Origin of the sequence: Streptomyces sp. BHT-5-2 (genome assembly GCF_019774615.1) — a bacterium.
Lineage (GTDB): Bacteria > Actinomycetota > Actinomycetes > Streptomycetales > Streptomycetaceae > Streptomyces.
Genome location: NZ_CP081496.1, coordinates 4,068,484 through 4,093,050 on the forward strand (window position 1 = coordinate 4,068,484; position 24,567 = coordinate 4,093,050).

Annotated in this window: 28 protein-coding genes; 9 read left to right on the forward strand and 19 right to left on the reverse strand. The window is 70.2% G+C overall.

The features are described 5' to 3' along the window. Positions 1-140 precede the first annotated feature (140 nt). The 10 genes from mtnC to K2224_RS18015 all read right to left on the reverse strand — a co-directional run bounded on the left by mtnC (position 141) and on the right by K2224_RS18015 (position 5,944). On the reverse strand, positions 141-920 hold the full coding sequence (gene mtnC / locus K2224_RS17970) for an acireductone synthase (protein WP_221907533.1): 780 nt from the start codon (positions 918-920) through the stop codon (positions 141-143). Further along, positions 917-1,495 carry an acireductone dioxygenase gene (locus K2224_RS17975; RefSeq protein ID WP_221907534.1) on the reverse strand — a complete coding sequence of 193 codons (579 nt, stop codon included), beginning with the start codon at positions 1,493-1,495 and terminating at the stop codon, positions 917-919. The genes mtnC and K2224_RS17975 overlap by 4 nt, the downstream gene beginning before the upstream one ends. Further along, complete coding sequence (gene mtnB / locus K2224_RS17980; RefSeq protein WP_221907535.1) at positions 1,492-2,223, reverse strand: methylthioribulose 1-phosphate dehydratase; 732 nt, start codon at positions 2,221-2,223, stop codon at positions 1,492-1,494. Before mtnB ends, K2224_RS17975 begins: the two co-directional genes overlap by 4 nt. Beyond that, a complete protein-coding gene (locus K2224_RS17985) occupies positions 2,220-2,405 on the reverse strand; it encodes a hypothetical protein (protein ID WP_221907536.1) in 186 nt (61 codons plus the stop codon). Before K2224_RS17985 ends, mtnB begins: the two co-directional genes overlap by 4 nt. Continuing rightward, on the reverse strand, positions 2,357-2,629 hold the full coding sequence (locus tag K2224_RS17990; RefSeq protein ID WP_221907537.1) for a hypothetical protein: 273 nt from the start codon (positions 2,627-2,629) through the stop codon (positions 2,357-2,359). Before K2224_RS17990 ends, K2224_RS17985 begins: the two co-directional genes overlap by 49 nt. Beyond that, entirely contained in the window at positions 2,626-2,793 is a 168-nt protein-coding gene (locus K2224_RS17995; protein ID WP_221907538.1) for a hypothetical protein, read from the reverse strand. Before K2224_RS17995 ends, K2224_RS17990 begins: the two co-directional genes overlap by 4 nt. A gap of 81 nt (positions 2,794-2,874) precedes the next feature. Further along, positions 2,875-3,108, reverse strand: coding sequence for a hypothetical protein (locus K2224_RS18000; protein WP_221907539.1), 234 nt, complete (start codon positions 3,106-3,108; stop codon positions 2,875-2,877). A 51-nt stretch (positions 3,109-3,159) separates the two neighbouring features. Next, the gene (locus tag K2224_RS18005; protein WP_221907540.1) at positions 3,160-4,125 is read right to left on the reverse strand and encodes an alpha/beta hydrolase family protein; all 966 of its coding nucleotides are present in this window, start codon (positions 4,123-4,125) and stop codon (positions 3,160-3,162) included. Next, on the reverse strand, positions 4,122-4,400 hold the full coding sequence (locus K2224_RS18010) for a hypothetical protein (RefSeq protein WP_221907541.1): 279 nt from the start codon (positions 4,398-4,400) through the stop codon (positions 4,122-4,124). The genes K2224_RS18005 and K2224_RS18010 overlap by 4 nt, the downstream gene beginning before the upstream one ends. A 377-nt stretch (positions 4,401-4,777) precedes the next feature. Beyond that, entirely contained in the window at positions 4,778-5,944 is a 1,167-nt protein-coding gene (locus tag K2224_RS18015; protein WP_221907542.1) for an epoxide hydrolase family protein, read from the reverse strand. A gap of 151 nt (positions 5,945-6,095) precedes the next feature. Between K2224_RS18015 and K2224_RS18020 the strand changes: the two genes are divergently transcribed. Further along, entirely contained in the window at positions 6,096-6,629 is a 534-nt protein-coding gene (locus tag K2224_RS18020; RefSeq protein WP_221907543.1) for a GNAT family N-acetyltransferase, read from the forward strand. 107 nt (positions 6,630-6,736) lie between these two features. Here the strand turns inward: K2224_RS18020 and K2224_RS18025 are convergent, their stop codons facing one another. From K2224_RS18025 to K2224_RS18035, 3 genes are all read right to left on the reverse strand, one after another. Continuing rightward, a complete protein-coding gene (locus tag K2224_RS18025; RefSeq protein ID WP_221907544.1) occupies positions 6,737-7,192 on the reverse strand; it encodes a nuclear transport factor 2 family protein in 456 nt (151 codons plus the stop codon). 197 nt (positions 7,193-7,389) lie between these two features. After that, positions 7,390-8,535, reverse strand: coding sequence for an RNA polymerase sigma factor (locus K2224_RS18030; protein WP_221909785.1), 1,146 nt, complete (start codon positions 8,533-8,535; stop codon positions 7,390-7,392). A gap of 8 nt (positions 8,536-8,543) precedes the next feature. Beyond that, positions 8,544-8,951, reverse strand: coding sequence for a YciI family protein (locus K2224_RS18035; protein WP_221907545.1), 408 nt, complete (start codon positions 8,949-8,951; stop codon positions 8,544-8,546). 496 nt (positions 8,952-9,447) lie between these two features. Between K2224_RS18035 and K2224_RS18040 the strand changes: the two genes are divergently transcribed. Both K2224_RS18040 and K2224_RS18045 read left to right on the forward strand, forming a co-directional pair. Beyond that, the gene (locus K2224_RS18040; protein WP_221907546.1) at positions 9,448-10,860 is read left to right on the forward strand and encodes an amidase; all 1,413 of its coding nucleotides are present in this window, start codon (positions 9,448-9,450) and stop codon (positions 10,858-10,860) included. A 96-nt stretch (positions 10,861-10,956) separates the two neighbouring features. Then, positions 10,957-11,091, forward strand: a complete 135-nt coding sequence (locus tag K2224_RS18045; protein ID WP_221907547.1) for an alpha/beta hydrolase fold domain-containing protein — start codon at positions 10,957-10,959, stop codon at positions 11,089-11,091. Between the two features lie 63 nt (positions 11,092-11,154). Here K2224_RS18045 and K2224_RS18050 read toward each other — a convergent pair whose 3' ends face one another. Further along, positions 11,155-11,811: a TetR/AcrR family transcriptional regulator gene (locus K2224_RS18050; RefSeq protein ID WP_221907548.1), complete on the reverse strand. Its 657-nt coding sequence runs from the start codon at positions 11,809-11,811 to the stop codon at positions 11,155-11,157. A gap of 198 nt (positions 11,812-12,009) precedes the next feature. Between K2224_RS18050 and K2224_RS18055 the strand changes: the two genes are divergently transcribed. Together K2224_RS18055 and K2224_RS18060 are read left to right on the forward strand one after the other, a co-directional pair. Next, positions 12,010-13,434 (forward strand): MFS transporter, encoded by a 1,425-nt coding sequence (locus tag K2224_RS18055; RefSeq protein ID WP_221907549.1) that lies wholly within the window; start codon positions 12,010-12,012, stop codon positions 13,432-13,434. 799 nt (positions 13,435-14,233) lie between these two features. Next, complete coding sequence (locus K2224_RS18060; RefSeq protein ID WP_221907550.1) at positions 14,234-15,004, forward strand: hypothetical protein; 771 nt, start codon at positions 14,234-14,236, stop codon at positions 15,002-15,004. Positions 15,005-15,113: 109 nt separating this feature from the next. On the opposite strand, the gene K2224_RS18065 is transcribed toward K2224_RS18060, so the two are convergent. Beyond that, a complete protein-coding gene (locus K2224_RS18065; RefSeq protein ID WP_260692758.1) occupies positions 15,114-16,661 on the reverse strand; it encodes an MFS transporter in 1,548 nt (515 codons plus the stop codon). 223 nt (positions 16,662-16,884) lie between these two features. On the opposite strand from K2224_RS18065, the gene K2224_RS18070 reads away from it, so the two are divergent. Beyond that, the gene (locus K2224_RS18070) at positions 16,885-17,142 is read left to right on the forward strand and encodes a hypothetical protein (protein WP_260692759.1); all 258 of its coding nucleotides are present in this window, start codon (positions 16,885-16,887) and stop codon (positions 17,140-17,142) included. Between the two features lie 160 nt (positions 17,143-17,302). Here the strand turns inward: K2224_RS18070 and K2224_RS18075 are convergent, their stop codons facing one another. Then, entirely contained in the window at positions 17,303-18,247 is a 945-nt protein-coding gene (locus K2224_RS18075; protein ID WP_221907551.1) for a LysR family transcriptional regulator, read from the reverse strand. Continuing rightward, positions 18,244-18,495, reverse strand: coding sequence for a VOC family protein (locus K2224_RS18080; RefSeq protein ID WP_221907552.1), 252 nt, complete (start codon positions 18,493-18,495; stop codon positions 18,244-18,246). Before K2224_RS18080 ends, K2224_RS18075 begins: the two co-directional genes overlap by 4 nt. A gap of 297 nt (positions 18,496-18,792) precedes the next feature. On the opposite strand from K2224_RS18080, the gene K2224_RS18085 reads away from it, so the two are divergent. Together K2224_RS18085 and K2224_RS18090 are read left to right on the forward strand one after the other, a co-directional pair. Continuing rightward, positions 18,793-19,263 carry a hemerythrin domain-containing protein gene (locus K2224_RS18085; RefSeq protein WP_221907553.1) on the forward strand — a complete coding sequence of 157 codons (471 nt, stop codon included), beginning with the start codon at positions 18,793-18,795 and terminating at the stop codon, positions 19,261-19,263. Positions 19,264-19,392: 129 nt separating this feature from the next. Then, the gene (locus tag K2224_RS18090) at positions 19,393-19,827 is read left to right on the forward strand and encodes a VOC family protein (protein ID WP_221907554.1); all 435 of its coding nucleotides are present in this window, start codon (positions 19,393-19,395) and stop codon (positions 19,825-19,827) included. A 286-nt stretch (positions 19,828-20,113) separates the two neighbouring features. Here K2224_RS18090 and K2224_RS18095 read toward each other — a convergent pair whose 3' ends face one another. Beyond that, positions 20,114-22,030, reverse strand: a complete 1,917-nt coding sequence (locus tag K2224_RS18095; RefSeq protein WP_260692761.1) for a right-handed parallel beta-helix repeat-containing protein — start codon at positions 22,028-22,030, stop codon at positions 20,114-20,116. Between the two features lie 97 nt (positions 22,031-22,127). Between K2224_RS18095 and K2224_RS18100 the strand changes: the two genes are divergently transcribed. Beyond that, positions 22,128-23,042: a TetR/AcrR family transcriptional regulator gene (locus K2224_RS18100; protein WP_221907555.1), complete on the forward strand. Its 915-nt coding sequence runs from the start codon at positions 22,128-22,130 to the stop codon at positions 23,040-23,042. Between the two features lie 130 nt (positions 23,043-23,172). Here K2224_RS18100 and K2224_RS18105 read toward each other — a convergent pair whose 3' ends face one another. Further along, positions 23,173-24,285, reverse strand: coding sequence for an AbrB family transcriptional regulator (locus K2224_RS18105; protein ID WP_221907556.1), 1,113 nt, complete (start codon positions 24,283-24,285; stop codon positions 23,173-23,175). Between the last annotated feature and the right edge of the window lie 282 nt (positions 24,286-24,567).

The window sequence follows — 24,567 nt, forward strand, 5'->3', positions numbered from 1 at the left end:
GCGCGCCATCGGGACGAGGCGGACGCTTGTCTGGCGAGGCTGGTCGCGGTCCGGGGGGCATGGGGCAGGATGCCGGTGCGGGGCGGTCGTGCCAATGTCCGTGCTCGTGCCTGTGCTGGTGTCTGGGGTCATGTCCGCGGTCACGTCTGGGATTCCTCGTCCGTGGAGCCTGTGGGGTGATGGGGGCTGCTCGCGCCGTCCCGGTGTGCGGGGCGCGATGCCCGGAGCCGTACGTGGTCGAGTGAGGGCACCGAGGGGTGTCCGGGCACGGTGGTGCCGCGTGGGTCACCGGCACGTCGTACGCCCCCGGTGAGCCAGCCGGCGGCGCCCGCCGCGTCCAGTTCCTCCGCGACATCGCTGAGGAAGAGCGTGTGCCCGGGCACACCGTCGATCGCCCGGATGATCGCCCGATAGGAATCCGGTTCGCGCTTGGGCCCGGCCCGGTCCAGGTCGAAGTAGTCGAGCAGCAGGTGCGTCAGGTCGCCGTGGTCGCTGTGGGCGAACCAGTCCCGCTGGGCCCCCGCCGAGCCCGACGAGTAGATGTAGACGCCGATGCCGGCCGCCCGCCATCGGCCGAGCGCCCCGGGCACCTCCGGGTAGACGTGTCCGGTCAGCGTGCCGTCCGCGTATCCCCGCGCCCAGATCAGTCCCTGGAGCCGCTTCAGCGGGGCTGCCTTGACGTCGGCGTCCGCCCAGGCCGTCAGGACGGCAATGGCCCCGGCGTCGTCGAGATCAGGGGTGCCGGTCGAGTCCCGTACGGACTGTAGGATTTCGGCGTGCCGCGGGTCGTCGCGGTGGGCGGTGAACCAGTCGGCCAGGCGACGTCGTGCGTAGGGGAAGAGAACGTCCTGGACATGTGAGAGCGAGCCGGTGGTTCCCTCGATGTCGAGAACCACCGCCCGTACGGTTGCCGTGATCACAGGTCGGCCTCCAGCAGTGCCTCCAGGTGGGGGAAGTGTTGCGCGACCGGGTCGCCGGTGAAGTCCCCGACCCAGCCGTCCTCCTCCTTGAAGAAGCGGATGGCGCAGAAGTCCGGGCGCGGTCCCATGTCGAACCAGTGGCGGGTGCCGGCCGGGACCGACAGCAGGTCGCCGGCCTCGCACACCACCGCGTACACCCGTCCGTGCACATGGAGGTAGAAGCAGCCGCGCCCGTGTGCGAAGAAGCGCACCTCGTCCTCCGCGTGCCGGTGTTCGTCGAGGAACGCCGAGCGTGCCTTGGCCGCCTGTGCCTCCCACTCGGGTCCGTCCTGCGGGGACAGCCGGGCGACGTCCACGACCCGCAGGCCCTCGTCGGCGCACAACTGGTCCACCTCACAGCGGTATCGGGACAGTACGTCCTCCGCCGTCGCACCCGGGGCGATGCCGCCGTGCAGCGGCCAGCGCCGGAACGCAACCGCACACGACCGCAGAGCCTCGGCGATCTCCGTCTCGTCGCGTGTCCGGACGAGCACGTCCTCGGGCGCGTTGTCCGGCATGACCTGCAACAGTGTCATGAGGGTTCCCCTTTCGTCTCCGCGGCGGCGATGGCCGGCGCGATCGCCGGCCTGGCGCCCAGCAGCAGCAACTGACAGATGGCTTCCAGGCATTCCAGGTGGTTCCTGGCCTGCGCCAGGTCGCTTCCCCAGGCCGTGATGCCATGGTCGGCGATGAGCAGTCCGGGTGGTGCCTGGGGATCGGCGGCCAGGTAGGCGGCCACGTCGTCCGCGATCCTGGGGACCTGGGGCCAGTTGGGGAACACCGGCAGCTCGGTGTGCGAAGGGTCCGCCAGCCCCAGTCCCTTGAGCAGCTCGAACCGTTCGAGGAGCAGCGGGGCGACCTGTGCTCCGCCGGTCCGGGAGGCGACGGCGGTGGCGTGCGGTGCGTGTACGTGGATGACCGCGCCCGCGGCGGTGGAGCGGTAGACGGCGGCGTGGATCGAGGTCTCCGCCGAGGCCCGCAGCGGCCCCTGCCGGAGGGTCTTCCCGGTGTTCGCACGTACGACGACCAGGTCCGCGGCGGTCAGGTCGCCCTTGTCCCGGCCGCTGGCGGTGATCAGGGCGTGGCCGTCCTGGCCCGGCAAGCGGGCGGAGAGGTTGCCGGAGGTACCCGGCATCCAGCCGCGTTGGTACAAGTCGCGGGACATCCGGGCGAGTTGTCCGGCGAGGAGTTCGTCGTAACCGTGGTCGATGTCGTGGTCCTGGCCGGCGGTGGCCGAGGAGGCCGGGTCCGGATCGAAGGTCATTGTCCCACCTCGCAGAGCGTGAGCAGACGGTGCGCGGAGAGCTGTTCGGCGCCGCCGAGGCCGGACAGTTCGACGACGACGGCCAGTCCGGTGATGTGCGCGGCGGATTGGGCGACCAGCCGTGCGGCGGCGTTCAGTGTGCCACCACGATGCCGCGGCAGTCCGGGAGTTGGCGGTCCCATGACGACTCCGGGGCGACGACCACGAAGGGGATGCCGTGCCTGGCGGCGGCGATCCGCTGGGCGTCGGCGCGGACCGCCGCGATGAGTTCATCGACCGTTTTGAGCCGTAGCGTGCGGTATTCGTGGGGCAGTTGCCGCTGGTCCATGACCAGCACGGCGCCGCCGTCCCATCTGACCGAGGTGTTGTCGGGGGGCATGGCCGCGGCCTTCGGAGGCTTGCTCATATGGTCGCGACCTCACTGGTATCGGTGAGTCGCCGCTCCGCGGCGGTCCGGCCCGCCGGGCCGCCTTCGGGCAGCAGGGCGTCGGGGGTCGCGCCGATCCGGTGGGCGAGGGGGTCGTGGTGGCTCTCGGCGACGGGCTCCGAGGTGAACGGACGACGGGGCATGGAGGGTTCTCCTGGTGATTGGTGTGGGCGGAGTGGTGGGGGCGCTGCCGGAGGCCGTTCCGACGGGCGGGCGTGGGTCAACTACCCTCGCATCGTCGCCCGTATCCCCGACGGGGTTCCGGGTGAACTCGCCGGGATGCCGGTCAGGTTGGCGGTCAGGCTGCCTGCCCATGCGGGACCGTCGGAGTTCGGGTGCGGGTCCGTTCGGCCCAACGGGCGGTGGGGCGGCACGAGCAGGCCCGCGACGAGGAACATCACGCCGAGCGGCAGGCAGCCGAACCAGCCCCAGCCGACCACCGCCCCGGTGGCGACCACCGGGGCTGATCGCGGCCGCCGCGCTGCGCCTCGTCGCGCGGCAGCCTCATCTCAAGTGGTGGCGAGTGCACGCCCCAACAGCGACATCGCGTCGGGCATCACCCGCCGCCAGAAACCCTCCGTGTGCTCCCCGTCGGGGAACCGCGCCTCGCGCGCTCGCGCCCGCCGCGCGACCTCGCGGGCCGCCGGGCAGAACGGATCCTCCTGGCCGCACCACACGCCGAGGGCACCGGCCTGCATCCGATCGAGGCGGAGCGTCGGCTCGTGAGCCTGCCAGTCCGCCTCGTCGGCATACCCGCCGGTGACACGGGCGTCCGCCCACGTACGGAAGACGCCCGGGCTGAGCAGCGCCACGGCATCCAGGTTGCGGCCGCTCCGCGTGCGCCCGATGGCGTACTGCAGGGCGCCCGAGCCGCCCATGGAAATCCCCATCGCGGCGCGCGGCGTGGACAGTCCGCGGGCGTGCAGCCAGCCGGGGAGCTCCTCGCGAAGCATCGCCTGCGGGTCGTCGCCGTCACCGGCGGAACGCTGGTGCCAGTACGTGGCGTCCCCGCCGTCCACCGCGACGACGGCGAACGGCGGTATGCCGCCCTTGACCGCGGCCGCCAGGAACCGCGGCGTCCCCAGTGTCACCATGCCCTGCGCGTCGTTCCCGCGCCCGTGCAGCATCACACAGACCGGCAGGTTCGTGCTCGCCGCGGTGCCGGGCGGCAGCATGGTCACCATCGTCACATCCCGGCTCCGCGCCGCCGAGCGCACCCGCTCGACACGCACCGCCCCTGGCGCCACATCCGGCACTGTGCCGTCCGTCCCGGTCAGCCCCAGCAACCTCTTCAGCTTCACCCCACCGGGCAACCACCCACCGAGCATTCCGCCCGCGGCAGCGGCCCCGAGCAGCGCACCGCCGCCCACAACGCCTGCCCCGACCCGCAGCAGACGCCGCCGCGAGACCGCACGTCCGACGGGGACCTCCGCCGAGGGCTGTTCGGAGCCGCCACCACCCATGTCCGCGGTCATGTCTGTCGACCTTTCGCTCTTTCACCACCGTAGGCGGAGTCGGTGGTCTGGTTCTCCGCCCGACTGCCGCTGTCACCGGCGCTGCCCACCTGCGTCATGGCGGTGGCCGCTGCCTCCAGCGCACCCTTGGGGTCCAGGTCGGCGGCCTTCTTCTCCGGCACCGAAGGATCTCCGCCCGAGGCCCCTCCGCCCGGGGATACTCCACAGGCCGACAGGCCGGCCACCAGCAGGGCCGAGAGCGTGGCGACGGTGGCTGGACGCCACGTGGTACTCACGAACACTTCCCCCGTCGTGTCGGGCGATCGCCCCTGTCAGCCCGATCAAGATCTCAACCGGGCTGATGGTGACAGACTTTGCGGATTCCCGCATCGGAGATCCACCACGCTTCCGCAGATGCGCGTGTCAGATCCGTACCAGCCGAAGACGACCGAGGACAGGAGCCGCAGCCGCCTCCCACAATCGCCAGCGGCAAGAAGGCCGAAACGACCGCCCGGGCCCTCGCCCGAACCAGGACTCCGGACCACCCGGGCGAAGGCGCCCCGTCGACGAACCGACGACGACAGGTGCGTGAAAGGCCGGGCGGCACCAAGGAGTTCGGAAACGAAACATCCAGAACCTCGCCTTGGATCGGCCTGGCCTGCCGTGCCGATGCTCAACGGAGGTAGTGGAGAAACGTCTGGAGGTCGGCAAGGAGGAGGTCGGGGGTCTCCAGGCCCGGGAAGTGACCGCCGCGGGCGAGTTCTGTCCAGTGGACGATGTTGTCGGTCCGTTCGGCGAGATGGCGTACGGGCACGGAGGTGTCGGCCGGGAAGGACGCCAGGCCGGTGGGGGTGGCGGAAGGCACGATGACGCCGCCGAAGCCCGTACGCGCATGGGCGGTTTCGTAGTAGAGCCGGGCCGAGGACGTAGCGGTGCCGGTGAGCCAGTAGAGCATGACGTTGGTCAGCAGGGTGTCGCGGCTGATGACCTCCTCGGGGGAATCGCGGCAGTCGGAGAATGCCTTGAACTTCTCGACGATCCAGGCGAGTTGGCCGACCGGGGAGTCGGTGAGAGCAAACCCGAGGGTCTGCGGGCGCGTGGACTGGAGGATGCCGTAGCCCATCTCCTCACGCTGGTTGTATGCGCGGCGGGCGGCCGACGCGCACATGCGATCGATCTCCGATTGGGTGAGACCAGCCGCCTCTTGCTCGGTCGGCTCGGCGTTGGCCGTGGCGGACAGGAGCGTGGTCACGTGGACCCCGGCCACCTGGCCGGCGTGGAGGCGGCCCCACTCGCGGGCGATCATCGCGCCCCAGTCGCTGCCGTGGAGGGTGTAGCGGTCGTAGCCAAGTCGGCGCATCAACTCGGCGCCTGCATGGGCGATGCGCACGATGTCCCATCCCGGGGCGAGCGGCGGCCCGGAGAATCCGAAGCCTGGCAGGGACAGAACGACGACGTCGAGGCCATCGGTGGTAAGAGGGCCGACGAGCGCGGTGTGTTCAAGGATGGAACCCGGCCAGCCGTGCATGAGGACCACGGGCATCCCCACCGGTCTGGGAGAACGGGCGTGGATGAAGTGGATGTTCGTGCCGTCGATATCGGTGGTGAACTGCGGCAGCTCGTTGAGTTCGGCCTCGTGGGCACGCCAGTCGTAGGAGTGGCGCCAGGAGGCGGCGAGGTCCTTGAGGTAGGCGGCGGGCACCCCCTGGCTCCATTCGGTACCGGACAGGTCGTCGGGCCAGCGGGTCCGGTCGAGTCGCTCATGCAAATCGGCCAGGACCGACGAGGGGATGTCGATACGGAAAGGGGCGACCTGGCTGGAGGAGGTAGCTGCGCTCATGAGGCGACCGTAGGCGCCGTGGCGGACAGGGCGCGTCCGCATGATTCACGCGCCAAGCGGTCGGTGGGGATCACCGCCTCGGCATGGTCGCGATCCTCGGTGTTGTGGGAGGGCACCTGCTGCTCGGCGGGCGTGCGATAGGTTCCCCGACATGACTGACCTGGGATCCGTCGCCTGGCCACCTGCCCCCATCAGGACCGAGCGGCTCGTGCTCCGCGAGCCCGAGGCCGGGGATCGTCCGGCGTTCATCGAGCTGTTCGCCTCGCCGGAGGTGGGCGCCTACGTGGGCGGCCCTCGACCGCGTGGTGAATTAGAGCGCGCCTTGCCTGAGACGCCTGAGAGGCGCCCCGGCCTTTTCGTGGTCGAGCTCGACGGAGCGATGATCGGCACCGTCGAGCTCAACCGACGCGCCCCGGAACGTCGGAGCAATGTCCGTCCGGACGCCGGGGAGGCCGAGCTCGGCTATCTGTTCCTGCCACAGGCATGGGGACGTGGGTACGCCGCCGAGGCGTGCGCGGCGGTACTCGGCTGGTTCGCCGAGGCGCTGCCCGGCGAACCGGTGGTGCTCTGCACCCAGACCGCCAACGAACGCTCGATGCGCCTCGCGGCAACGCTGGGGTTCACCGAAGTGCAACGGTTCGAGGCGTGGGGCGCCGAACAGTGGATGGGCATGTTGCGCTCCTGATCCCGGCCCGGGCTGCCGTCTCTCAGTGACATACGCCGTTCGTTCTCGTCTCACCTACGCAGCCGATGAGATCTGCTTGGATGCCAACCGCCAATAGTCCGGCGGATTCAGGACTGATCGCCGCCCGACCCACCGAGGCCGTCCAGCAGCGCGGGCAGGCGGCCGAGTGCATGGAACGTGCCGAGTGAGTCCATGTAGTCGAGAGCCTGCACGATCAGGCCGTCACGCACCCGCAGGATCAGGAGGCCGGTGACGGCAACGGGGGCGGCGCCGGATTCCAACGTCGCGGTAGCCCCCCATTGCCCGATCACGACCTCGGGGTCGGTGCTGTCGAAGAGAACGACGTCGTGTATCTCCTGGAGCCGTACCGAGGTGGCGCTCCAAGCCGCCCGGTAGCCGGCCCGGACCTCTTCCCGGCCGTGGTAGCGAGGGGGTCTGCCCGGTGCGAGGAAGGGGAACTCGTGGACGGCGTCGGGTGCGTAGAGGTCGGCCAGATCGTCCGCGGACCAGGCGAGCATCGCCCGGTGGAAGGCGGCAAGTACGTCACGCGGTGACGAAGGCATGGTGGACTCCGATCGGAGAGCGGGAGACGGCGCGGCCACCGTACGCCGTCAGCGGTCGAGTTGCCGGAAAAGCGTTCAGAAGGCGTGGGTTGAGCAACGCGTTGTGCAGTTGGCTTGCCCCGTCTGCTCACCGCGGGGCGACTGCTCGGGCCACTCGGCGCGCGCCCGTTGCCGCGGGACGGTCCGGACGCGGCCCGTCAGCGACCTCGGCGGGCGTTGAGTCGGGCGGCCTGGCGGGTCAGGTGGTCGCGTTCGGCGAGGTTGGGTGCCTTGTGGGCCGCCTCGGTGTACAGCCGGGCCGCCGTCGCCAGGTCGCCGTCGCGCTCGTGGAGGTACGCCGCCACCGCGGCGTGGCGGGGCAGTGCGGCGTCCAGCGCGGCGAGTGCCGCCAGGCCGGCGCGCGGCCCGTCGGCCTCGCCGACGGCCACTGCGCGGTTGAGCCGGACGATGGGGTTGTCGGTCAGCCGTGTGAGCTCGTCGTACCACTCGACGATCTGCGCCCAGTCGGTCTCCTCGGCGGTGGGCGCGTCGGCGTGCAGGGCGGCGATGGCGGCCTGGGCCTGGAACTCGCCCAGTCGGTCGCGGGCGAGGGCCGCCTGGAGGATGGCGACGCCCTCGGCGATCGCCCTCGTGTCCCACCGGCCGCGGTCCTGCTCGGCGAGCGGTACCAGGCTGCCGTCGGGCGCGGTCCGGGCGGCCCGGCGGGCGTGGTGGAGCAGCATGAGCGCGAGCAGACCGGCCACCTCGGGGTGGTCGATGGCAGCCGCCAGCTGCCGGGTGAGCCGGATGGCCTCGGCGGCGAGGTCGACGTCGCCGGAGTAGCCCTCGTTGAAGACCAGGTAGAGGACGCGCAGCACGGTGGCGACGTCGCCGGTCCGATCGAACCGCACGCCGGCCACCGTGCGCTTGGCCCGGCTGATGCGCTGCGCCATCGTCGTTTCGGGCACCAGGTATGCCTGGGCGATCTGACGGGTGGTCAGCCCGCCGACGGCGCGCAGCGTGAGCGCGACTGCGGACGACGGGGTCAGGGAAGGGTGGGCGCACAGGAAGTAGAGCTGGAGCGTGTCGTCGCTCGTGGGCGTGGGCCCGGGCGTCGGCTCCTGGTCGACGAGGTTCTCACGTCGGCGGCGGGCGGCATCCGCCCGGGCCTGGTCGAGGAACTTGCGCCAGGCGACGGTGACCAGCCAGCCCTTCGGGTCCCGTGGCCGGTCGGCCGGCCAGACCCGCACCGCCTCGACCAGCGCGTCCTGCACGGCGTCCTCGGCCGCCGCGAAGTCGGCTCCGCGGCGGACGAGGATGGCGAGCACGCCCGGCGTGAGGCTGCGGAGCAGTGCCTCGTCCATGGTTGAGGTCATTCCGTGATCGTGGGCGGTGCGGCCAGGAACGGGCGCAGCTCGAGCCACTCGTGGATCGGCTTTCCGCCCGCCCCAGGGGCGGCCGACAGTTCCCCGGCCAGCTCGACGGCGCGTTCGTAGCTGTCGACGTCGATCATCATCCAGCCGGCGATGAGGTCCTTGGTCTCGGCGAACGGGCCGTCGGTGACCGGCGGGCGCCCCTCACCGTCGTAGCGGACCCATGCCCCCTCGGGGGCGAGCGCCTGGCCGTCGACGAACTCTCCGGTCTTCTCCAGCCGGGCCGCGAAGTCCTGCATGTACTGCACATGCGCCGAGATCTCTTCCGGCGTCCACTGGTCCATGGGCACGTCGTTGACCGCCGCCGGGGCGCCGCGGTAGTGCTTGAGCAACAGGTACTTGGCCATAGCGTTCCTCCTCGCTGGTGCGACCCATTGTGGTCGCGTTCGTCCCGGGGACGGAGCCGGGTACGGGTTCTCGACATCGCCGTCCGAGATTTTTTTGGGCTCTTCTGGATGGGCCCGGGCCAGCCGTCTCGGCGCGGGTCCTGCCACGTCCAACGAATGGCGCGACAAGCGGGTGCGTGAGGGCCAGGCCGGAGAACGAGGCGTTGTCGATCCCGACCGCCTCCGGGCCGCTGCTGTCAGCGAGCGAGCACACACCGCCCCGGCGATCCGACGCCGCGCTCCTCATAGTCCACATCCACCCTTCTGGGCACCGGCCCGCCTGACTTCCCTCGTAGTAATGCACTTGCATCGGTTCCCGTCATAGGATGTGATGCAACTGCATCAGAACGAACGCAGCCGATGCCACGCCTGGGCATGGCACGTCATGGCGCGACGAGGGAGAGGGGGCAGGGCCGCGCGCTCACCAAGAGGGCGGAGCGAGCGGCCCGGCGACGCGATGAAGACCGAACTGTGGAAGTTGAACGCGACCGAGCTGGGCGCGGCCGTCGCCCGAGGCGAGACCTCGGCCGCCGAAGTGGTCGAAAGTCATCTGGAGCGCATCGCGGCGGTGAACCCGACCGTGAACGCCGTCACCCAGCTCATGGCGGACAGCGCCCGCGAAGCCGCGCGCACAACCGACCGGCGCCGCGCGGCGGGAGAGCAGCTCGGCCCACTGGCCGGAGTGCCCTTCACCGTCAAGGAGAACATCCACGTGGCCGGCTGGCCGACCACACACGGTGTGCCGAAGTTGCGCGATCACGTGGCCGAGGCCGACTCCCCGCCGGTGCGCCGGCTCCGTGCCGCGGGAGCGATCCCGATCGGCCACGCCAACATGCCCGATCTGGCGATCTCTTCGGACCCCGCGAGCCAGCTGTACGGCAGGACGTTCAACCCCTGGGACCGGTCGAAGACCCCGGGCGCGAGCAGCAGCGGCGACGCGGTCGCGGTGGCGGTCGGCATGGCGGCGCTGGGACTTGGCAACGACTCCGGCGGCTCGGTGCGCATGCCCGCCGTCTTCAACGGAGTGGCGGGACTGGCGCCGAGCCACGGCCGCTTCGCCGCCGACCACCGCGTGAGGGGCCAGGAGCCGATGCTGGCCTCCCAACTCATCCCCGTCGACGGCCCGATCGCGCGCTCGGTCGCCGACCTGCGCGCGGCCTACGAGGCGCTGGCGGGCGCGGACCCGGAGGACCCGCGCGCGGTCCCGGTACCTGCATACGGACCCGACCCCGCCGGCCCTCTCAAGGTCGGCGTCGTGGCCGACCCGGCCGGAATCGGTGTCCACCCCCAGATCCGTGCCGCCGTCGACGAGGCGGCCACCGCGCTGGAACGGGCGGGTTACGCCGTGGAGGAGGTGCAGATCCCCCGGCTGACCGAGGCCCTGGAGTGTTACGGCAAGCTCATCATGACGGAGTTCGGCGTGAAGTGGCCCCGCATGAGGCAGTTGCTCACCGAGAAGGGCGCCCAGCACCTCGACCTGTTCATGGAACGCACCCCGCACACCGATCTCGCCGAGTTCCTCCGGCAGACCGGCGTCCGGCTCGGCATCCAGCGCGACTGGGCCGAGCTCCTGGACACCTGCCCGCTGCTCCTCGGAGCGGCCTGCCCCCAGCCCGTGCCCGGGGCCGACCTGCTCCCCGACGACACCGATGCCGACAGCCACGCCCGGATGATGCTGGCGGGAGCCCTGTGCACCGCGACGTCCCTCGTCGGCGTACCTGCGGTGAGCGTGCCCACCGGGTTCGCGGACGGCATGCCGCAAGGCGTCCAGCTCATCGGCCAGATGTACCGCGAGGACCGGTGCCTGGAGGCCGCCGAGGTGATCGAGCGTCACTTCGGCGTGCTCGCACCCATCGACCCGCGCCCGTAACCCGGGCGCGCACCGGTGTCCGCCCTGGCGACGGGGCAGGGCGGACACCGGAACCCGGCCGCATGCGGTCGCAGGGGGGCAAGACATCCCACGCGGATGGGAGTCTGCCGCGATGTCGGCGCGGTCGTCGTCGCCGTCCACTACCGCCGCTCCCCCGAGCACCCCTTCCCCGCCGCATACAACGACTCAACCGAGCTGACGAACGACCGGGCGCGCCGCCAGAACCGTTGAACTCCCTTTGGCAGGGAGCGAGTTCAGCGTTCCCGACACGAAACCGCCTTCCGGAAGGGCGGCTCAACCGTGCGTTGCGTTCCTCGGCTCAGCCGTCCCCTTGGGAACCGCCGTTGCCGCCTCCCCCGCCGACGGACGCAGTCCCAGTCCCTGCGTCAGCAACGTGTGGACCAGTTCGACGAGTTGCTCCTGCGGCACGGAGTCGAGGGCGCGCAACGTACCCGCCTGGCGCCCCAGGGCGATGCCTGCGAGTGCCGCCCCCGCGACCTCGGCGCGGAGTTCCGGGTCGGGGACGCCCTCGTGGGCGAGCCGATCGGCGAGCGGGGTGACGAGTCGGCGGTAGAGCTGTTCGCGGGCCGCCTGTTGCAGTGTGGGGTCGTCCTGCGACAGGACCGCCGTGCGCAGCACCGGACCCGGTGCCTTGCGACCGGTGCCGCCGAGCAGCTCGCCCAACCGCACCGGGTCGAGCGCGTCCGCAACGCCGTCCGTCGCGCTCCGTGCCTCCATGGCGGCGATGTACAGCTTGGTCTTGCTGCCGAAGTACCGGGCGATGAGTGCGGCGTCCACGCCGGCGCGCTCACCGATCTCCCTGGTGGTGGTGCGCTCAAAACCACGGTCGGCGAAGAGTTCCACGGCCGCTTCCAACAGGAGCCGCCGGCTTCGTTCCGCGTCGCGCCGGCGCCGCGTGGGTGAGGACGTCGAGCTCGGACCGCCGGTCATTTCTGCCCGTCCAATGCCTGGTGGGAGGGGTGCTGGGGGTACGCGGCAAGGGTATCCGGCCCGCTCCGGGACAGACACGGGGCGGGTCTCTTCCGGACTCCCCCCGCCGGTCCACCGGCCGGGGGACGCGAGATGCCTCGAAGTTTGTCATCATGTGATGACATCGCTTGATGACAACTTTCGGAGGTCCTTCCCGTCATGAGCACCGCAGCTATCGACTCAGCGGGCGCGCGCACCGGGCCCGACGCCCTCGTGAGGTCGTTGGTCTTCATGGGCATGGCACTCGCCGTGATCAGCAGCCTGGGAGCGCCGCTCGTGCCCCAGATAGCCGGGGCGTACCACGTGTCGCTGTCGCAGGCTCAGTGGTCCCTCACCATCACGCTGTTGACAGGCACCGTCGCCACCCCGGTACTGGGTCGTCTCGGGGACGGGCCGCACCGTCGCAGCGCCACCTTGGTGGCTGTCGCCGCGTCCGCTCTCGGGTGTGCGCTGGCCGCCCTGCCGCTCGGCTTCGGCGTCCTGCTCGTCGGCCGGGCCCTGCAAGGAGCGGGCATCGGCGTGATTCCCCTGGCCATCACGACCGCGCGTGACGCGCTGTCGCCCGAACGTGGTCGGCGCACCGTTGCCATGCTGTCGATCACCACCGCGGCGGGTGTCGGTCTCGGCTACCCGCTCACCGGACTGATCGCCCAGGGCATCGGACTGCGCGCGGCCTTCTGGTTCGGGGCCGTGATCAGTGCGATCTCGTTCGTCGTCGGCCTTCGGGTGCTGCCTCGCAGCGGCCACCTGCGTCGCCGGCCGCTCGACCTGCCCGGCGCCTGCCTCCTCGGCTCGGGACTGACCGGGCTGATGCTGGTGCTCTCCGAAGGCGGCACATGGGGCTGGGCGTCCGGCAGGCTGTTGGGACTGCTCGGACTGTCCGTGGTGCTGCTGGCCGCCTGGGCCGTTCACGAACTGCGCTGTGCCCACCCGCTGATCGATCTCCGCGTCGCGCGGTACCGGTCGGTCATGGTGGCCAACCTCGTCATAGCGGTGCTCGGGGTCGCCATGTATCTCCTGATGTCACTGGTCACGCGGTTGGCACAGACACCGGTGCACACCGGCTACGGCTTCGGGGCCTCGGTCGCGGTCACCGGACTGGCCCTGCTGCCCTTCTCCGCCACCAGCGTCGCCGCCAGCCGTGCAGAGCACCGACTGTCGCGCCGACTGTCCCCGCGCACCGTGCTCGCACTGTCGTGCCTGATCTGTCTCGGGGCCCTCGTCTTCTTCACACTGGCCCACTCGGCCCTCTGGCAGCTGTTCGTGGCCATGGGGATGGCCGGCCTGGGCGTCGGCTGCGGCTTTGCCGTGATCCCGCAGCTCATCGTCCTCGCCGTGCCGGCCACGGAGACCGGCAGCGCGATGAGCTTCAACCAGGTCCTGCGCTGCGTCGGCTACACCGTCGGAAGCGCCCTGAGCGCCACGGTGCTGCAGTCCCACACCGCCGCCGGGCAGCTCCTGCCGACGGCCGGCGGTTACTCCGCCGCCGGACTGGTCGGCGTCCTCAGTGCTGCTGCGGCCGTCCTCATCGCGTTGGTGTTCAGCCCCCGTCTCCACCCGGCCGCCGTCGCCGAGACCGGCTGAGCATGCCGCCCTGGTGCGGCCCTTGCGGTCCCTGCGGCCCCACTGCCGCAAGAGTCGTGCCGGGGCAGCCGACTTGGCCCCGCTCGCGGTGTTCCCCGGCTTCGGAATCGGTCCGCTGCCGGAAGCCGTCCGGGTCCAGGCAGCCCTGTCGCTCCGGCCCCACGAACGCGGCGGATATCCGGCCGACGAGTCCGGCCCTCTGACGTCGCGATCGCCCACCGGTCGGGCCCCGAGCCCGCGGCGCTCGTCCTCGTCTCCGGCCTGGAGGCGTGGCTCACCGGTATCGCCTACGACGTCACCCGTGTCGACCGGGTGCCGGACGACCTGCACGCCGACCGGACCGCGGACGTCCACCACGGATAGCCCACGCAGTGAGTAGTTCACGCGGCGATAGTTCACGCAGTGAGTAGTTCACGCGCGAAAAATTCACGCAGCGAAAGTCACGTGGCGCCCCGATATCCACGGAGCATTCTCTTCGCTCATCAGAGAATTCCGAGGAGGCGCGACATAGACGCGACATAGACGCGACATCACCATACCGGCTTCCCCGTGGACATCAGCCCCCTGAGCACGGAATTTGCACGAAGATTCTCTCTAACCTCGACTAGAATTTTTCACGTTTCCGCACGGAACCTCGGAGGTCAATTCCCCCTCCCACCCGAGATGATTTCCGTGAGCGCCGCCACTTCCGCCACGCTTTACTCATTCTTGGTCGTCATTCCCTTTCGTTTCCTGCGAGAGTTCCAGCGTTCCGTCCGGAAATGAAAGAAGCGCAGGAATCAAGAATGGAGACCGATGCATGTCGACTTCGCGCATCAATCTGTGCCGCGCCCTGGTGTTGGGCTCACTCTCATTCGCGATCGCAGCGGCCGGCTCGGTGACGGCGTTCGCGAGCAGCGAGCCCACCGTCAAGCAGCTGATGGCCGACTGCGCCAGCGGCACCGGTAAGTGCACCTTCAATGACCCCGTCGTGAAGGCGGCCTACCTCGGCAACTACCACCAGGTGTCCAACACCCTCTACAACTGCAGCACTTCACCCGCGACCCAGTCCATGGACTGGTCGGACAGCGTGGGCTCCACCGACACCGTGGACGCTTCGATCACCGCGGGCGGCAAGATCGCAGGCATCGTCGATCTCAGCGTCACCATGAAGTACGGGCACAGCTGGTCCACCGAGCACCGCGAGGGGGGCTCACTGGGGATGACTGTGCGACCGGGCGAGGTCGGCTGGATATCGCGGGCGCAGGCGATGCGTCAGGTCTTCGGCACCTGGCAGACGCACTACGACGACCCGCACTGGGGCCACTACTACTGGTTCTGGCGCGACACCATCACGAGCCCCGCCCCCAACGGCACCGACGGCGTCACCAACGCCGTAGTGGTGAAGACACGCGCGATGACCGACCAGGAGAAGAAGTCCTGCGACGCCCACGGCAAGCAGACCTTCACCAGCGGGGTCCGGGTGGAGAAGACCGCACCCGATCGGCGCGCTCCGACCGCGGAGACTCCGCAGCCCGGGGACGGCAGGACTCCCGGCTCCCGTGACGACGAGGCACGCCGCGCACCGTGAGGCGCAGGGGGACAGCAGAGCTGAGCGGCGAACTGAGCGGCGAGCCGCGCAGCCGCCGCCGGCTCCCGCGCTCGCCGGGGTAGTCCGGTTTCGGCCTGCGGCCCGGGCATCAGCTTCCGGACCGTGCCTTCACGAGGGTCGCGTCGGGGCCCACAACGGCCCGGCCGGCCGTTGCCCGGGCCCGGCGGCCGGTGACGCACAGTCCCAACAGGGCGACCAGCGCACCGCAGCTGGTGACGAGCCACCAAACAGGCTGTTCGGCGCTCCCGAAAGCCGAGGCGACGGGCGACGCCCCATCAGGGCCCGGCAGGACACCGTGGGGCAGCCCCAGGGCGAGCACCGCCCCGAAGCCGGCCACCCCCAGCACCACACCGAGGCGACAGGCAGCCATGGTGATGGCGGAGGCGGTGCCTGCTCTGGCCCGGGGCATACCGGCCACCGCGAGGGCCGTCGCCGGGACATCCACCAGTCCGATTCCGGCCCCGAACAGCGCGTAGGCCAGGCACAGGGACAGGGCCCCGTCCTGCGCTCGGCAGACGGCCATCAGCAAGCCGCTGGCCGACATCGCCGCACCGGCGAGCAGCAGCGGCCGGCGTGAGCCGTGATCGCCGGACAGGCGACCGGCCACCGGTGCGCAGGCCACGGTCATCACAGGCATCGGGAGCATCCACAGTCCTGCCGCGAAGGCACTCACGCCGCGCACGTCCTGGAGGTACAGGGTGCTGACGAAGAGGTAGCCGCCGAGCGCGGCGAACGCCGCCAGCGAGATGACCACTGAACCGCTGAACGGCACACTGCGGAAGAAACGCAGGTCGACGAGGGGTTGGGGGCAACGGCGCTCCCACGTCAGGAAGAGTGCGAGGGCGGCCGCTGCGATGGCCAGGCAGGCCAGGATCGACGTCGAGCCCCAGCCTTCGTGCGGGGCCTCGATGATCGCGTACGTCAGTGAGCCGAGCAGCGCCACCACCCATAGCTGACCCAGCACATCGGCAGGCCGGGCCTCGGTGGAATGGGACTCCGGGACGAACAGTCGGGTCAGCAGCAGGGCGCACAGCGCGATCGGCACGTTGATCCAGAAGATCGAGCGCCAGCCATCGGCGCTGACCAGCGCACCACCGACGACGGGTCCGATCGCAAGTCCCGTGCCGAAGGCCGCGCTCCACATGCCGATCGCGCGATGCCGCTGCTCGGGTTCGGTGAAGGAGTGGGTGATCACCGAGAGGGACACGGGGGCGATCATGACTCCCCCGAGGGCCTGGACGACCCGGCATCCTATGAGGACTTCCAAAGTGGGGGCGAGGCCGCACAGCGCCGAGCCGAGGCCGAACAGCAGGAGCCCGAAGGAGAAGACGCGGCGTCGCCCGACCCGGTCAGCGGTCGAACCGGCCAGGACGATCAGGGCCGCGACGATCAGGTTGTACACGTCGATCACCCACTGCATGCCTGAGACCGAGGTGTGCAGGGGGTGCTGCATTGCGGGCAGGGCGACGTTCAGGGCCGTGCTGTCGAGGCCGACCATGAACACCGCCAGACTGCACACCAACGCCAGCAGACGCCCGCGCGGCGAACGCAGGTCTGTGGTGCCGGTCCCTCCGCGGGACCGCGTGGCCCGGCGGCGGGCAGCCGCGCGGGCGCTGATCCGACCGGGCAGCATCATCGTTCTCCCTCACTCTCGGAGTGACGCGCAGAAGACGCACGGTGCGCAGTAGCCGGCGGGCCGCGTGCCCGGGACCGGACTGTTCCGACCGTAGGAGAACGGGACCGGCGAACCGATCAGGCGCCCGGTGGAGCGCGCGGAGGACACGTGGACGACGATCGGCTGACGGGCGCAGCCCGGCTGCGCGCCGCCAGTGTGCGCTATCCGGCGGACCGTGCGCTGGGTGAGCTGCAACGAATTCGCCGCGCACAGCCCGGACTTCACCGCCGGCTGGCGCGACCACAACGTGCGTCCCATCGCGACGCTGCGCAAGTACCTGCGCCACCCCGAACTGGGCGAACTGGGCGAACTGGGCGAACTGGAGCTTGACTGCCAGACCCTGGTGCTGCCCGGCAGCAACCGGCAGCTGGTGATGTACACCGCGGAACCAGGCAGTCCGAGTGCCACCGCACTCGCCCGGCTCGCCACCCACGGCGAGTGACCCCGGCCCGCCGGCGGTGGAACCAGCCCCTGCGACTGCGCGTTGACGCAATCGGCCAAAGCGCGATGTGATCCGGGCAGGCCGGGTGATGCCGGATGCCAATGGCCCCTTCCTGCCTGGCAGTTGGGCAGGTGGACGCGCGTCGGGGTGTGGAATGGGCTCACCGCACCGGCCCAGGATCCGTTCCCTCGTCGGTGCCACCCGTGGGTTCCGGACGGCCCGCGGCGCGGGCGACCGCGGTCCGCAGGGCCTGGCAACACCTCTCGACCGACTCTGCCGCTCCCACCGCCCGATAGATCGAGGTCCGCAGGATCTGCCTCGGCACGAGGCGGATGCAGCAGTCGTCCGCCTCGTCGGGCAGTGCACTGCGTGGGGCCACGGTCACGCCGGCGCCGGCCATGGCGAGCGCGACGGCCGTCTCGACGTGGGGCACGTCGGCCACGGGGAGCGGCCAGGAGTCACCATCGCCCCCGCGTGTGCCGATCACCAGGTCTTGCGGAGCCCATCCCTCGCAGTGGTGAACGATCCAGTCACGCTGCAGCAGGCTCTCCAGCGGGCTCTCGCGCCCGGCCAGTGGGTCGTCCGGCGCACACACGACCACGGCTTCTTCCGTTGCCAGGCACTCGACGCGACCGTCCCAACGAGCAGGGCACGGACCGATCGCGATGTCCGCCGCTCCGGACTGCACGGCCGCGCGGAGTTGGCGGCTCCCTTCGAGGACCTCGACCGCGAGCGGGACACCGACGCGAGCCTGCGCCGTGTCCGCGAGCGCGGGCGCCAGGCCGGGAAGGAGCGCGGGCAGCGTGGCCAACCGCACGGCCACGCGTCTCCCCTCATCCGCAGCGCGGGCCGCCTCCTGGGCGAGCCGGGCACTGCGCAAGGCGGCACGGGCGAAGGGCAGGAACGCCTCGCCCGCCGGGGTGAGCCGTACGCCGTTCGCGCCGCGCTCCGTCAGCACGGCGCCCACGCCCCGCTCCAGCGTTCTGAGCTGCTGCGACAGCGTCGGCACCGTGACGAACAGGCGCGCCGCCGCGGGGGTCAGGCGCCCCTCGTCGGCCACCGCCGTCAGGTATTCCAGTTGCCGCAGCGAAAGTCCGCCGGTCATCGGGCAAGGAAGCGGAAGACGTTGCCTTCGGGGTCCTCCATGACCTGAAACGGTCGTTCCCCACTGCGATCGATGCCGCCGATCGGCATCCCACCCAGGCGCCCGGCACGGACCACTGCCGGCTCCAGACAGTCCACCGCTATGTCCACGCAGGAGCGGGGATCGGCGGCAGCACGCCTCCGGTAGAAGGCGCAGAGGTGCACGGGGTCGACACATTCCACGTTCATTCGCTCCACGTTCGCTTTCATGGAATCAACGCTACGGAAGGGCAGGAGCACGGCGAAGGGAATCCAGAAAGGTTCAACCGGTCGTGCAGGAACTCCAACCCAAAAGGGGATCGCGTTGTCCCCCTACGCAATCCCTCGCGTGCAGACATGGAACTTCCCTGATGAGAAGCCGTTCCACCGCCCGATCCACCGATCGACCGATGTCGCCGGGTACACGACCCCGTAAGGTCGATCTCGGGAATTGACGCACCCACCGCGGAGCATTTCAGCCCGATTCCCGTTACCGAGGAAGAGGAAACGACCCAGGAGGAGTTCCGGATGTCCCACACCATGCACCAGTCCGAACTCACGTGGGAGTTGAAGCGCGACCACCGCACGATCCAGGCCCTGCTGGACCGGATTTGCAGTGCCGGGGCAGGGAGCCTTGAGCAAGAGCGACTCGTACGGCACACCGCCGCCGAATTCGAGCGGCACGCGGTGGCGGAACGCCGGTTCCTGCTGCCGATGGTGCGATGCGGGATGCGGGGCGGCGACGCCCTGGCCGGACGGCTGGAGGCCGGTTACCCGGACGTGTTGGGGGCGTTGGACCAGGCGACGTCCGCCTCGTTCCGCGACCCGGGATTCGAGGGGAAGGTCCAGGACCTCACGGCGGCGTTCGACCGGCATGTCCGGCTCTGCGAGCGCGAGTTGTTCCCCAGAGTGTGCCGCACCTGCCCGGAGACGGAGTTGACCCGGCTGGGCTCGGAGTTCCACCGCCACGCGCACCGGCACCACGCCGATATCGCCTGACCGACGCAGCCGGATCGGCATGCGACTTGATGGCGTGAGCGCAACGGTGCAACGAGGCAATGGGGCAACGCCCCGTTATCCACATCGCATCGGGAGGTGAGTAACAGAGCGCCCTGCTATGGTGCGCCGATGTCATCGACAAAGCAGTTCCAGGTCACCTTCGACTGCGCAGAACCTGAGCGTGTCGCCCGTTTCTGGTGCGAGGTGTTGGGGTATGTCGTACCGCCGCCACCGGAGGGGTTCGCCACGTGGGACGATTTCGCTCGCGCGCGGCCGCCCGAGGACCGGGGTTCGTCGTTCGCCTGCACTGATCCCTCGGGCGTGGGCCCGCGGCTGTACTTCCAGCGCGTCCCCGAAGGCAAGGTCGTCAAGAACCGAGTGCATCTCGACGTGCGGGTCGGCACCGGGCTCGCGGGTGAAGAGCGCCTGGCCGCTCTTGAGGCCGAGTGCGCACGACTGGTCGCGCTCGGCGCGGTTCGCGTACAACTGCTGCCTGCCGATGACGACAACGAGTCGTGCATCGCGATGCAGGACGTCGAGGGCAACGAGTTCTGCCTCGACTGAGCAGTCCCCGAGGCGGCGAGGCGGGGTGCCGAACACCTCCGGCCCGCACTTCTGCATCGGCGCCCAACTCGCGCTACTGGAACTGCACGCGGTGGCCACGGTGCTGCGAGCCGACTTTCCCGGAGCCCGCCTCGCAACCCCCTTTGCCGAGCTCCGGCAGGCCACCGTCGGCGGGCTACAAGGAAGCCGACTGACCGCTCCACCCGTCACACTGCTCGGCCGACAGGCACGGCTCCGCACCCACGACGAGGACGCCGATCCCAACCCAACGAGTCGGCCCCGCGGGTCACACAGCCTGGCCGGGGTTCGGGCCGCCGGGTGGAGTGCTCCGGCCTGCGGAGGCGAGTATCGCGGCCCCTGCGGGGTCGGCGGCCAGGGCCTCTTCGAAGCCGTCCTTCGGCAGCACCTTGTTTCCGGCCAGGGTGACTCCGCTGGGCGGGGTGTCGGCATCGGCAGGGTGGTCGTCCCAGAAGTTGTCGAGGAAGGCCACGTTTTCCAGCGGGGGCGTCACCCGCAGGACGATCGGGGTGTCGCTGCGGTGGACGACGTTGCCCTGCACGGTCACCCAGGCGGCGCCGTAGTCGGTGTAGAGGCCGAAGTTGTAGGGGGTGAGGGTGTCGCGGATGACGTTGCCGCGTACCAGGGTGCCGTCGGCGTGGGAGGTTCCCTGGCGGCCGTTGAGGTAGATGCCGCCGCCGTCGGCCAGCACGGTCATGGTGTGGTGGATGAGGTTCTCGATGATCTGGACCCCGGCTGCCTGGCTGCCGCCGGTGACCACGATCCCGCTGTAGGGCACGTCGTGGATCTCGTTGTGAGCCACCGTCACCTCGCGGGCGTCCATTATCCAGACGGCGGGTGAGCCGTGGTACTCGCGGCCGATGTGGTGGATCAGGTTCTGCTGGATGCGGGTACCCGTGCCCGAGATGACTGTCACGGCGCTGCCGGAGACGTCCTCGATCCGGTTGCCGACGATCGTGTTGTCGCGGCCCGGGCCGGCGAAGCCGATCGCCCCGGCGCCGAGCCGGGTGAAGCTGTTGTCGTGCAGTGCGACCCGCTCGGCGGCGGTGAACTCGACGTTGGACGGCAGGAAACTGGGTGCCGCCGGGACCGTCACATGGGCGTTTCCGTCGGCGAGTTCGACCTTCTGCAGCTCCCCGCCGCCGTAGTAGGTGTTGGCGAAGAAGTGCAGGAATCCGCGGGGTCCGTCCGGTTCGGTCCAGCCTGCGTGGGAGAAGGTCAGGCCGCGCAACACAACGTCACGCAGCGGGAGTTCCTCGGTTCCCCGGCCGATGACGAGCTTCTCCAGGACCGGGGCGATGATCTCGGCCTCGGCCATGTCCTCCCCGGGCAGTGGCAGGTAGTGCAGGACGTGGCGCCCGGGGGTGGATCGGTCGAGCACGAAGGTGCCCGGTTCGGTCAGGAAGCTCACACTGTTCTCCGCCGAACCCGGCCGGGCCAGACCGTCCCACCGCGCGTCCCGATGGCTTTCGGTGCCCTCCGGCTTGTCGCCGACCCAGGTGGCGGCGTAGAGCTCGCGGGCCCGGTCGAAGGCCGGTTGGACGAGGGTGATGGTCGTGGACCGTGCGTCGCCGGTGATCTCGGCGACGCGGCAGCGCGCCTCCGACCACGGGTACACCCACGGGAAGACGAATTCGATGCTCGCCGGGTCCTGCCAGCTCTGCGGAGCCGTACTGTCCGTGACGTAACCAGTCTCGGTTTTCGTCACGCTACCGGGGATGCCTGGGCTGAGCGCGGCCCTGGGCGCTCGGCGACCGTTGACATACAGCTGCCGGGTCTCCAGCGCACCCACTTCGGCCCGCCAGGCACCGTCCGCCCCGCCGGGAGTCCACCCCGCGATCACCCGGCCGCCACTGACAACGACCTTGTCCTGGCGGGCACTTCCATAGCCATGTGCCTGATAGACGACCCGGTGGCCGTCCTCGCCGGAGTCTCCCGCCGCGCCGTCCAAGGTGAACGGAGCGTCGAGGAAATACGTTCCGGCGTGGAGGTTGACCACGAGGTCGGAGGACAGCGACGCGGTGCGGGCACGGACGGCCCGCTGCACGCCGGGCAGGGTGGCGAACGGCTGGTCGTGCGTCCCGGGCCAGGAATCGCGCCCCCAAGGGGCGACATGGAGCCGGCCGGAGCGGTCGGAGCCTGACCGGTCCGACTGACAGGACTGGCATGACTGGTTGTCGAGCATGGGCGTACCTTCCCCCAACAGGTTTATGCCGTACACGAATGCGTACACCATAAACGCAAGGCTAGGGTGGAGGTCAAGGATGGGAAGGTGAGTGTGCATGACCGACGAGAACACGGCGGCGGACCCTGGACGCACCGTCGAACTGCTCTGGGGCACAAAGGAGAACCAGGCAAAGACGGGGCTGACCCTGGCCTCGATCGTGTCGTCGGCGATCGAGGTCGCCGACGCCGAAGGGCTGCCCGCGCTCTCCATGCGACGGGTGGCCGAGCGACTGGGGTTCACCCCGATGTCGCTCTACCGGCATGTGCCCGGCAAGGCGGAGCTGATCGAGCTGATGCGGGACACCGTGGTGGGCGAACTCGACATGACCGCACCGGACCGTCCCGAGCCCGGGGTCGAGCCCGAGCCCGAAGACGGTGACTGGCGCAGCGGCATGGAGGCATGGGCCCGCGCACACTGGGCCCTGCACCTGCGGCACCCGTGGATCGTGCACACCGCCGGCAGCCGCCGGTTGCCCGGACCCAACATCATGGCCGACTACGATCGCGCCTTGCGGATCGCCGAGGGGACTGGGCTACAGGCTTCCGAGGTGGTCGCCGTGGTCTCACTGGTCGGCGGATTCGTGAAGACCGCCGCCCGGCAGGTCCATGAAGTCCTCACCGAGGAACGGGAGTCCGGCGTTTCGAACGCGCAGTGGTGGCGCGACCAGGTGGACCTGGTCGAGCACATGGGCCCGTACCCCGGGCTCGGCCGCCTGTGGCAGGCCGGCGGCTTCGACAGGCCCGAGGACCCCTTCGACTTCGGCCTGGCCCGCACTCTCGACGGCGTCGAGCTGCTCATCCAACGCCGGCGTGACGAAAATCGTGACGTAAACGCGTCGCAGCCCCACACAGGCCGATGCTCGGTCTGCGGCACGCAGTTCGACGGAACGCGCCGAGGCCGTCCGCGGGACTACTGCTCCCGCGCCTGCCGCCAACGCGCCTACCGACAGCGTCACATGGCGACCGAATAGCGGCGCCTGATCACCGCGCGCCCTGTGGGGGGGACGCCCCGTCGGACACTGCCTGGCCGACCTGGGCGGCCTGCCATTCGCCGATCCGACCGGTGGCAGTTGGCACCGGCCCGCAGACGGGACAGGATGGTCATTCCCCCACGGCGGTGGGCTCCGGTGCGGGCTCCGCCTGAGGTGTCTGCGTGCTCTCCGTGTGCTGAGCGGAGCTGCGGGACAACCATCGCTGGAGGACCGGCAGTAGCAGCACCATGAGGAACAGCCGTAGTGTCTGCACGCTGGAGATGAGCCCGAGGTGCGCGTCGCTGGTCGAGGCGCTGGCGAGGACGGCGTTGATGCCGCCGGGTGTCGTCGCAAGGTAGGCGTCGGCCCGGCTGACCCCGAGCACCGGGGCCAGGCCCACGGCGATCCCCCCGATGACACCGCTGAGCAGCACGATGGCGGCCAGCACCAGCGGGATCATGCGCTTGACCGCCTGCACGGTCTCACGGTCGAAGCGCAGCCCCACCTCCAGCCCGACGAGCACGAGCAGCATCTGCTTGAACAGGCCCGCCGGCGAGTAGCCGTGCGTCAGGCCGAGCGCCGTGACCAGCGCGGAGAGCAGCATGGGCCCCAGGAGCGCCGCGCTGGGCAGCCCGATGCGCCGGGCCAGGCGCATGCCGACCGCGGCCAGGACGAGGGTGATGGAAATTCCGGCCAGCTGATCGCCTCGGGGTACCAGGGCCCAGGACCATCCGGCGGCGGTGCTCGCACCGCCGTCCGCCCCTTCGCCGCCGACCGCGGGCTCCGCGATGAGCATGGCCACCAGGGGCGCGGCAGCCGAGATCACGGCGACCCGCGTGTACTGCATGAAGGCCACGACCCGGGAGTCCGCGCCCATGTCCTTCGCGCAGGACGTCACGGCCGCCGATCCTCCGGCGATCATTCCGAGGGTGGCGGTGAGCCGGTCCATGCGGCCGGTCCGGGCGACCAGGACGGCGATCCCGACGCTGAGGACGGTGGTCACCAGCGTGAGCATCGTCAGCGGAAGCATCGCACCGGCGACGTCGCGCAGAATCGAGACTTGGAGATAGGCGCCGATCATGACGCCGATCAGGGCCTGCACACCCTGGTCGATCGCCTTCGACATACGGCGCTGTCGTCTGCCCCGCAGCGCGATCGCGGCTCCCACGAACAGCCCGAGGAGGAGCTGGGGTGCCGGGGCTCCCAGGGGCTCCAGGACCGCCGAGACGGCAAGGATCGCCACCGAAACGAATCCGATTTCCATTGGGCCGCCGCGTGCGTCCCGGACCCAACTCAAAACCCTCTCACCCATACGCATGGCGCAATCTCCGAGGTTCGTCGCAAGCCAGTGACCATGATGAGCGCCGAGAGGTTTCCAAGAGGTGAATGCCCCGCTACGTTGCCATGAAGACAACGAAGTGCAGTACGCCTGGCCTGCGCATTTCCCTTCGCCGATATGCGAGCCCACTTTCCGGCAGGCTCTCGGAACGCTTTTGCGGGATTCAGCGAAAACATTCCCGGCGTC

Coding starts and splice junctions, on each gene's coding strand:
- K2224_RS17975 (WP_221907534.1), bottom strand. CDS start 1,495: ATGACACTGTTGCAGGTCATGCCGGACAACGCGCCCGAGGACGTGCTC.
- K2224_RS18095 (WP_260692761.1), bottom strand. CDS start 22,030: ATGCTCGACAACCAGTCATGCCAGTCCTGTCAGTCGGACCGGTCAGGC.
- K2224_RS18005 (WP_221907540.1), bottom strand. CDS start 4,125: ATGACCGCGGACATGGGTGGTGGCGGCTCCGAACAGCCCTCGGCGGAG.
- K2224_RS18020 (WP_221907543.1), top strand. CDS start 6,096: ATGACTGACCTGGGATCCGTCGCCTGGCCACCTGCCCCCATCAGGACC.
- K2224_RS18050 (WP_221907548.1), bottom strand. CDS start 11,811: ATGACCGGCGGTCCGAGCTCGACGTCCTCACCCACGCGGCGCCGGCGC.
- K2224_RS18085 (WP_221907553.1), top strand. CDS start 18,793: ATGTCCCACACCATGCACCAGTCCGAACTCACGTGGGAGTTGAAGCGC.
- K2224_RS18055 (WP_221907549.1), top strand. CDS start 12,010: ATGAGCACCGCAGCTATCGACTCAGCGGGCGCGCGCACCGGGCCCGAC.
- K2224_RS18025 (WP_221907544.1), bottom strand. CDS start 7,192: ATGCCTTCGTCACCGCGTGACGTACTTGCCGCCTTCCACCGGGCGATG.
- K2224_RS18100 (WP_221907555.1), top strand. CDS start 22,128: ATGACCGACGAGAACACGGCGGCGGACCCTGGACGCACCGTCGAACTG.
- K2224_RS18045 (WP_221907547.1), top strand. CDS start 10,957: ATGGGAGTCTGCCGCGATGTCGGCGCGGTCGTCGTCGCCGTCCACTAC.
- K2224_RS18030 (WP_221909785.1), bottom strand. CDS start 8,535: ATGGACGAGGCACTGCTCCGCAGCCTCACGCCGGGCGTGCTCGCCATC.
- K2224_RS18015 (WP_221907542.1), bottom strand. CDS start 5,944: ATGAGCGCAGCTACCTCCTCCAGCCAGGTCGCCCCTTTCCGTATCGAC.
- K2224_RS18040 (WP_221907546.1), top strand. CDS start 9,448: ATGAAGACCGAACTGTGGAAGTTGAACGCGACCGAGCTGGGCGCGGCC.
- K2224_RS18090 (WP_221907554.1), top strand. CDS start 19,393: ATGTCATCGACAAAGCAGTTCCAGGTCACCTTCGACTGCGCAGAACCT.
- K2224_RS18060 (WP_221907550.1), top strand. CDS start 14,234: ATGTCGACTTCGCGCATCAATCTGTGCCGCGCCCTGGTGTTGGGCTCA.
- K2224_RS17990 (WP_221907537.1), bottom strand. CDS start 2,629: ATGAGCAAGCCTCCGAAGGCCGCGGCCATGCCCCCCGACAACACCTCG.
- K2224_RS17995 (WP_221907538.1), bottom strand. CDS start 2,793: ATGCCCCGTCGTCCGTTCACCTCGGAGCCCGTCGCCGAGAGCCACCAC.
- mtnB (WP_221907535.1), bottom strand. CDS start 2,223: ATGACCTTCGATCCGGACCCGGCCTCCTCGGCCACCGCCGGCCAGGAC.
- K2224_RS17985 (WP_221907536.1), bottom strand. CDS start 2,405: ATGGGACCGCCAACTCCCGGACTGCCGCGGCATCGTGGTGGCACACTG.
- K2224_RS18035 (WP_221907545.1), bottom strand. CDS start 8,951: ATGGCCAAGTACCTGTTGCTCAAGCACTACCGCGGCGCCCCGGCGGCG.
- K2224_RS18065 (WP_260692758.1), bottom strand. CDS start 16,661: ATGATGCTGCCCGGTCGGATCAGCGCCCGCGCGGCTGCCCGCCGCCGG.
- K2224_RS18075 (WP_221907551.1), bottom strand. CDS start 18,247: ATGACCGGCGGACTTTCGCTGCGGCAACTGGAATACCTGACGGCGGTG.
- K2224_RS18080 (WP_221907552.1), bottom strand. CDS start 18,495: ATGAAAGCGAACGTGGAGCGAATGAACGTGGAATGTGTCGACCCCGTG.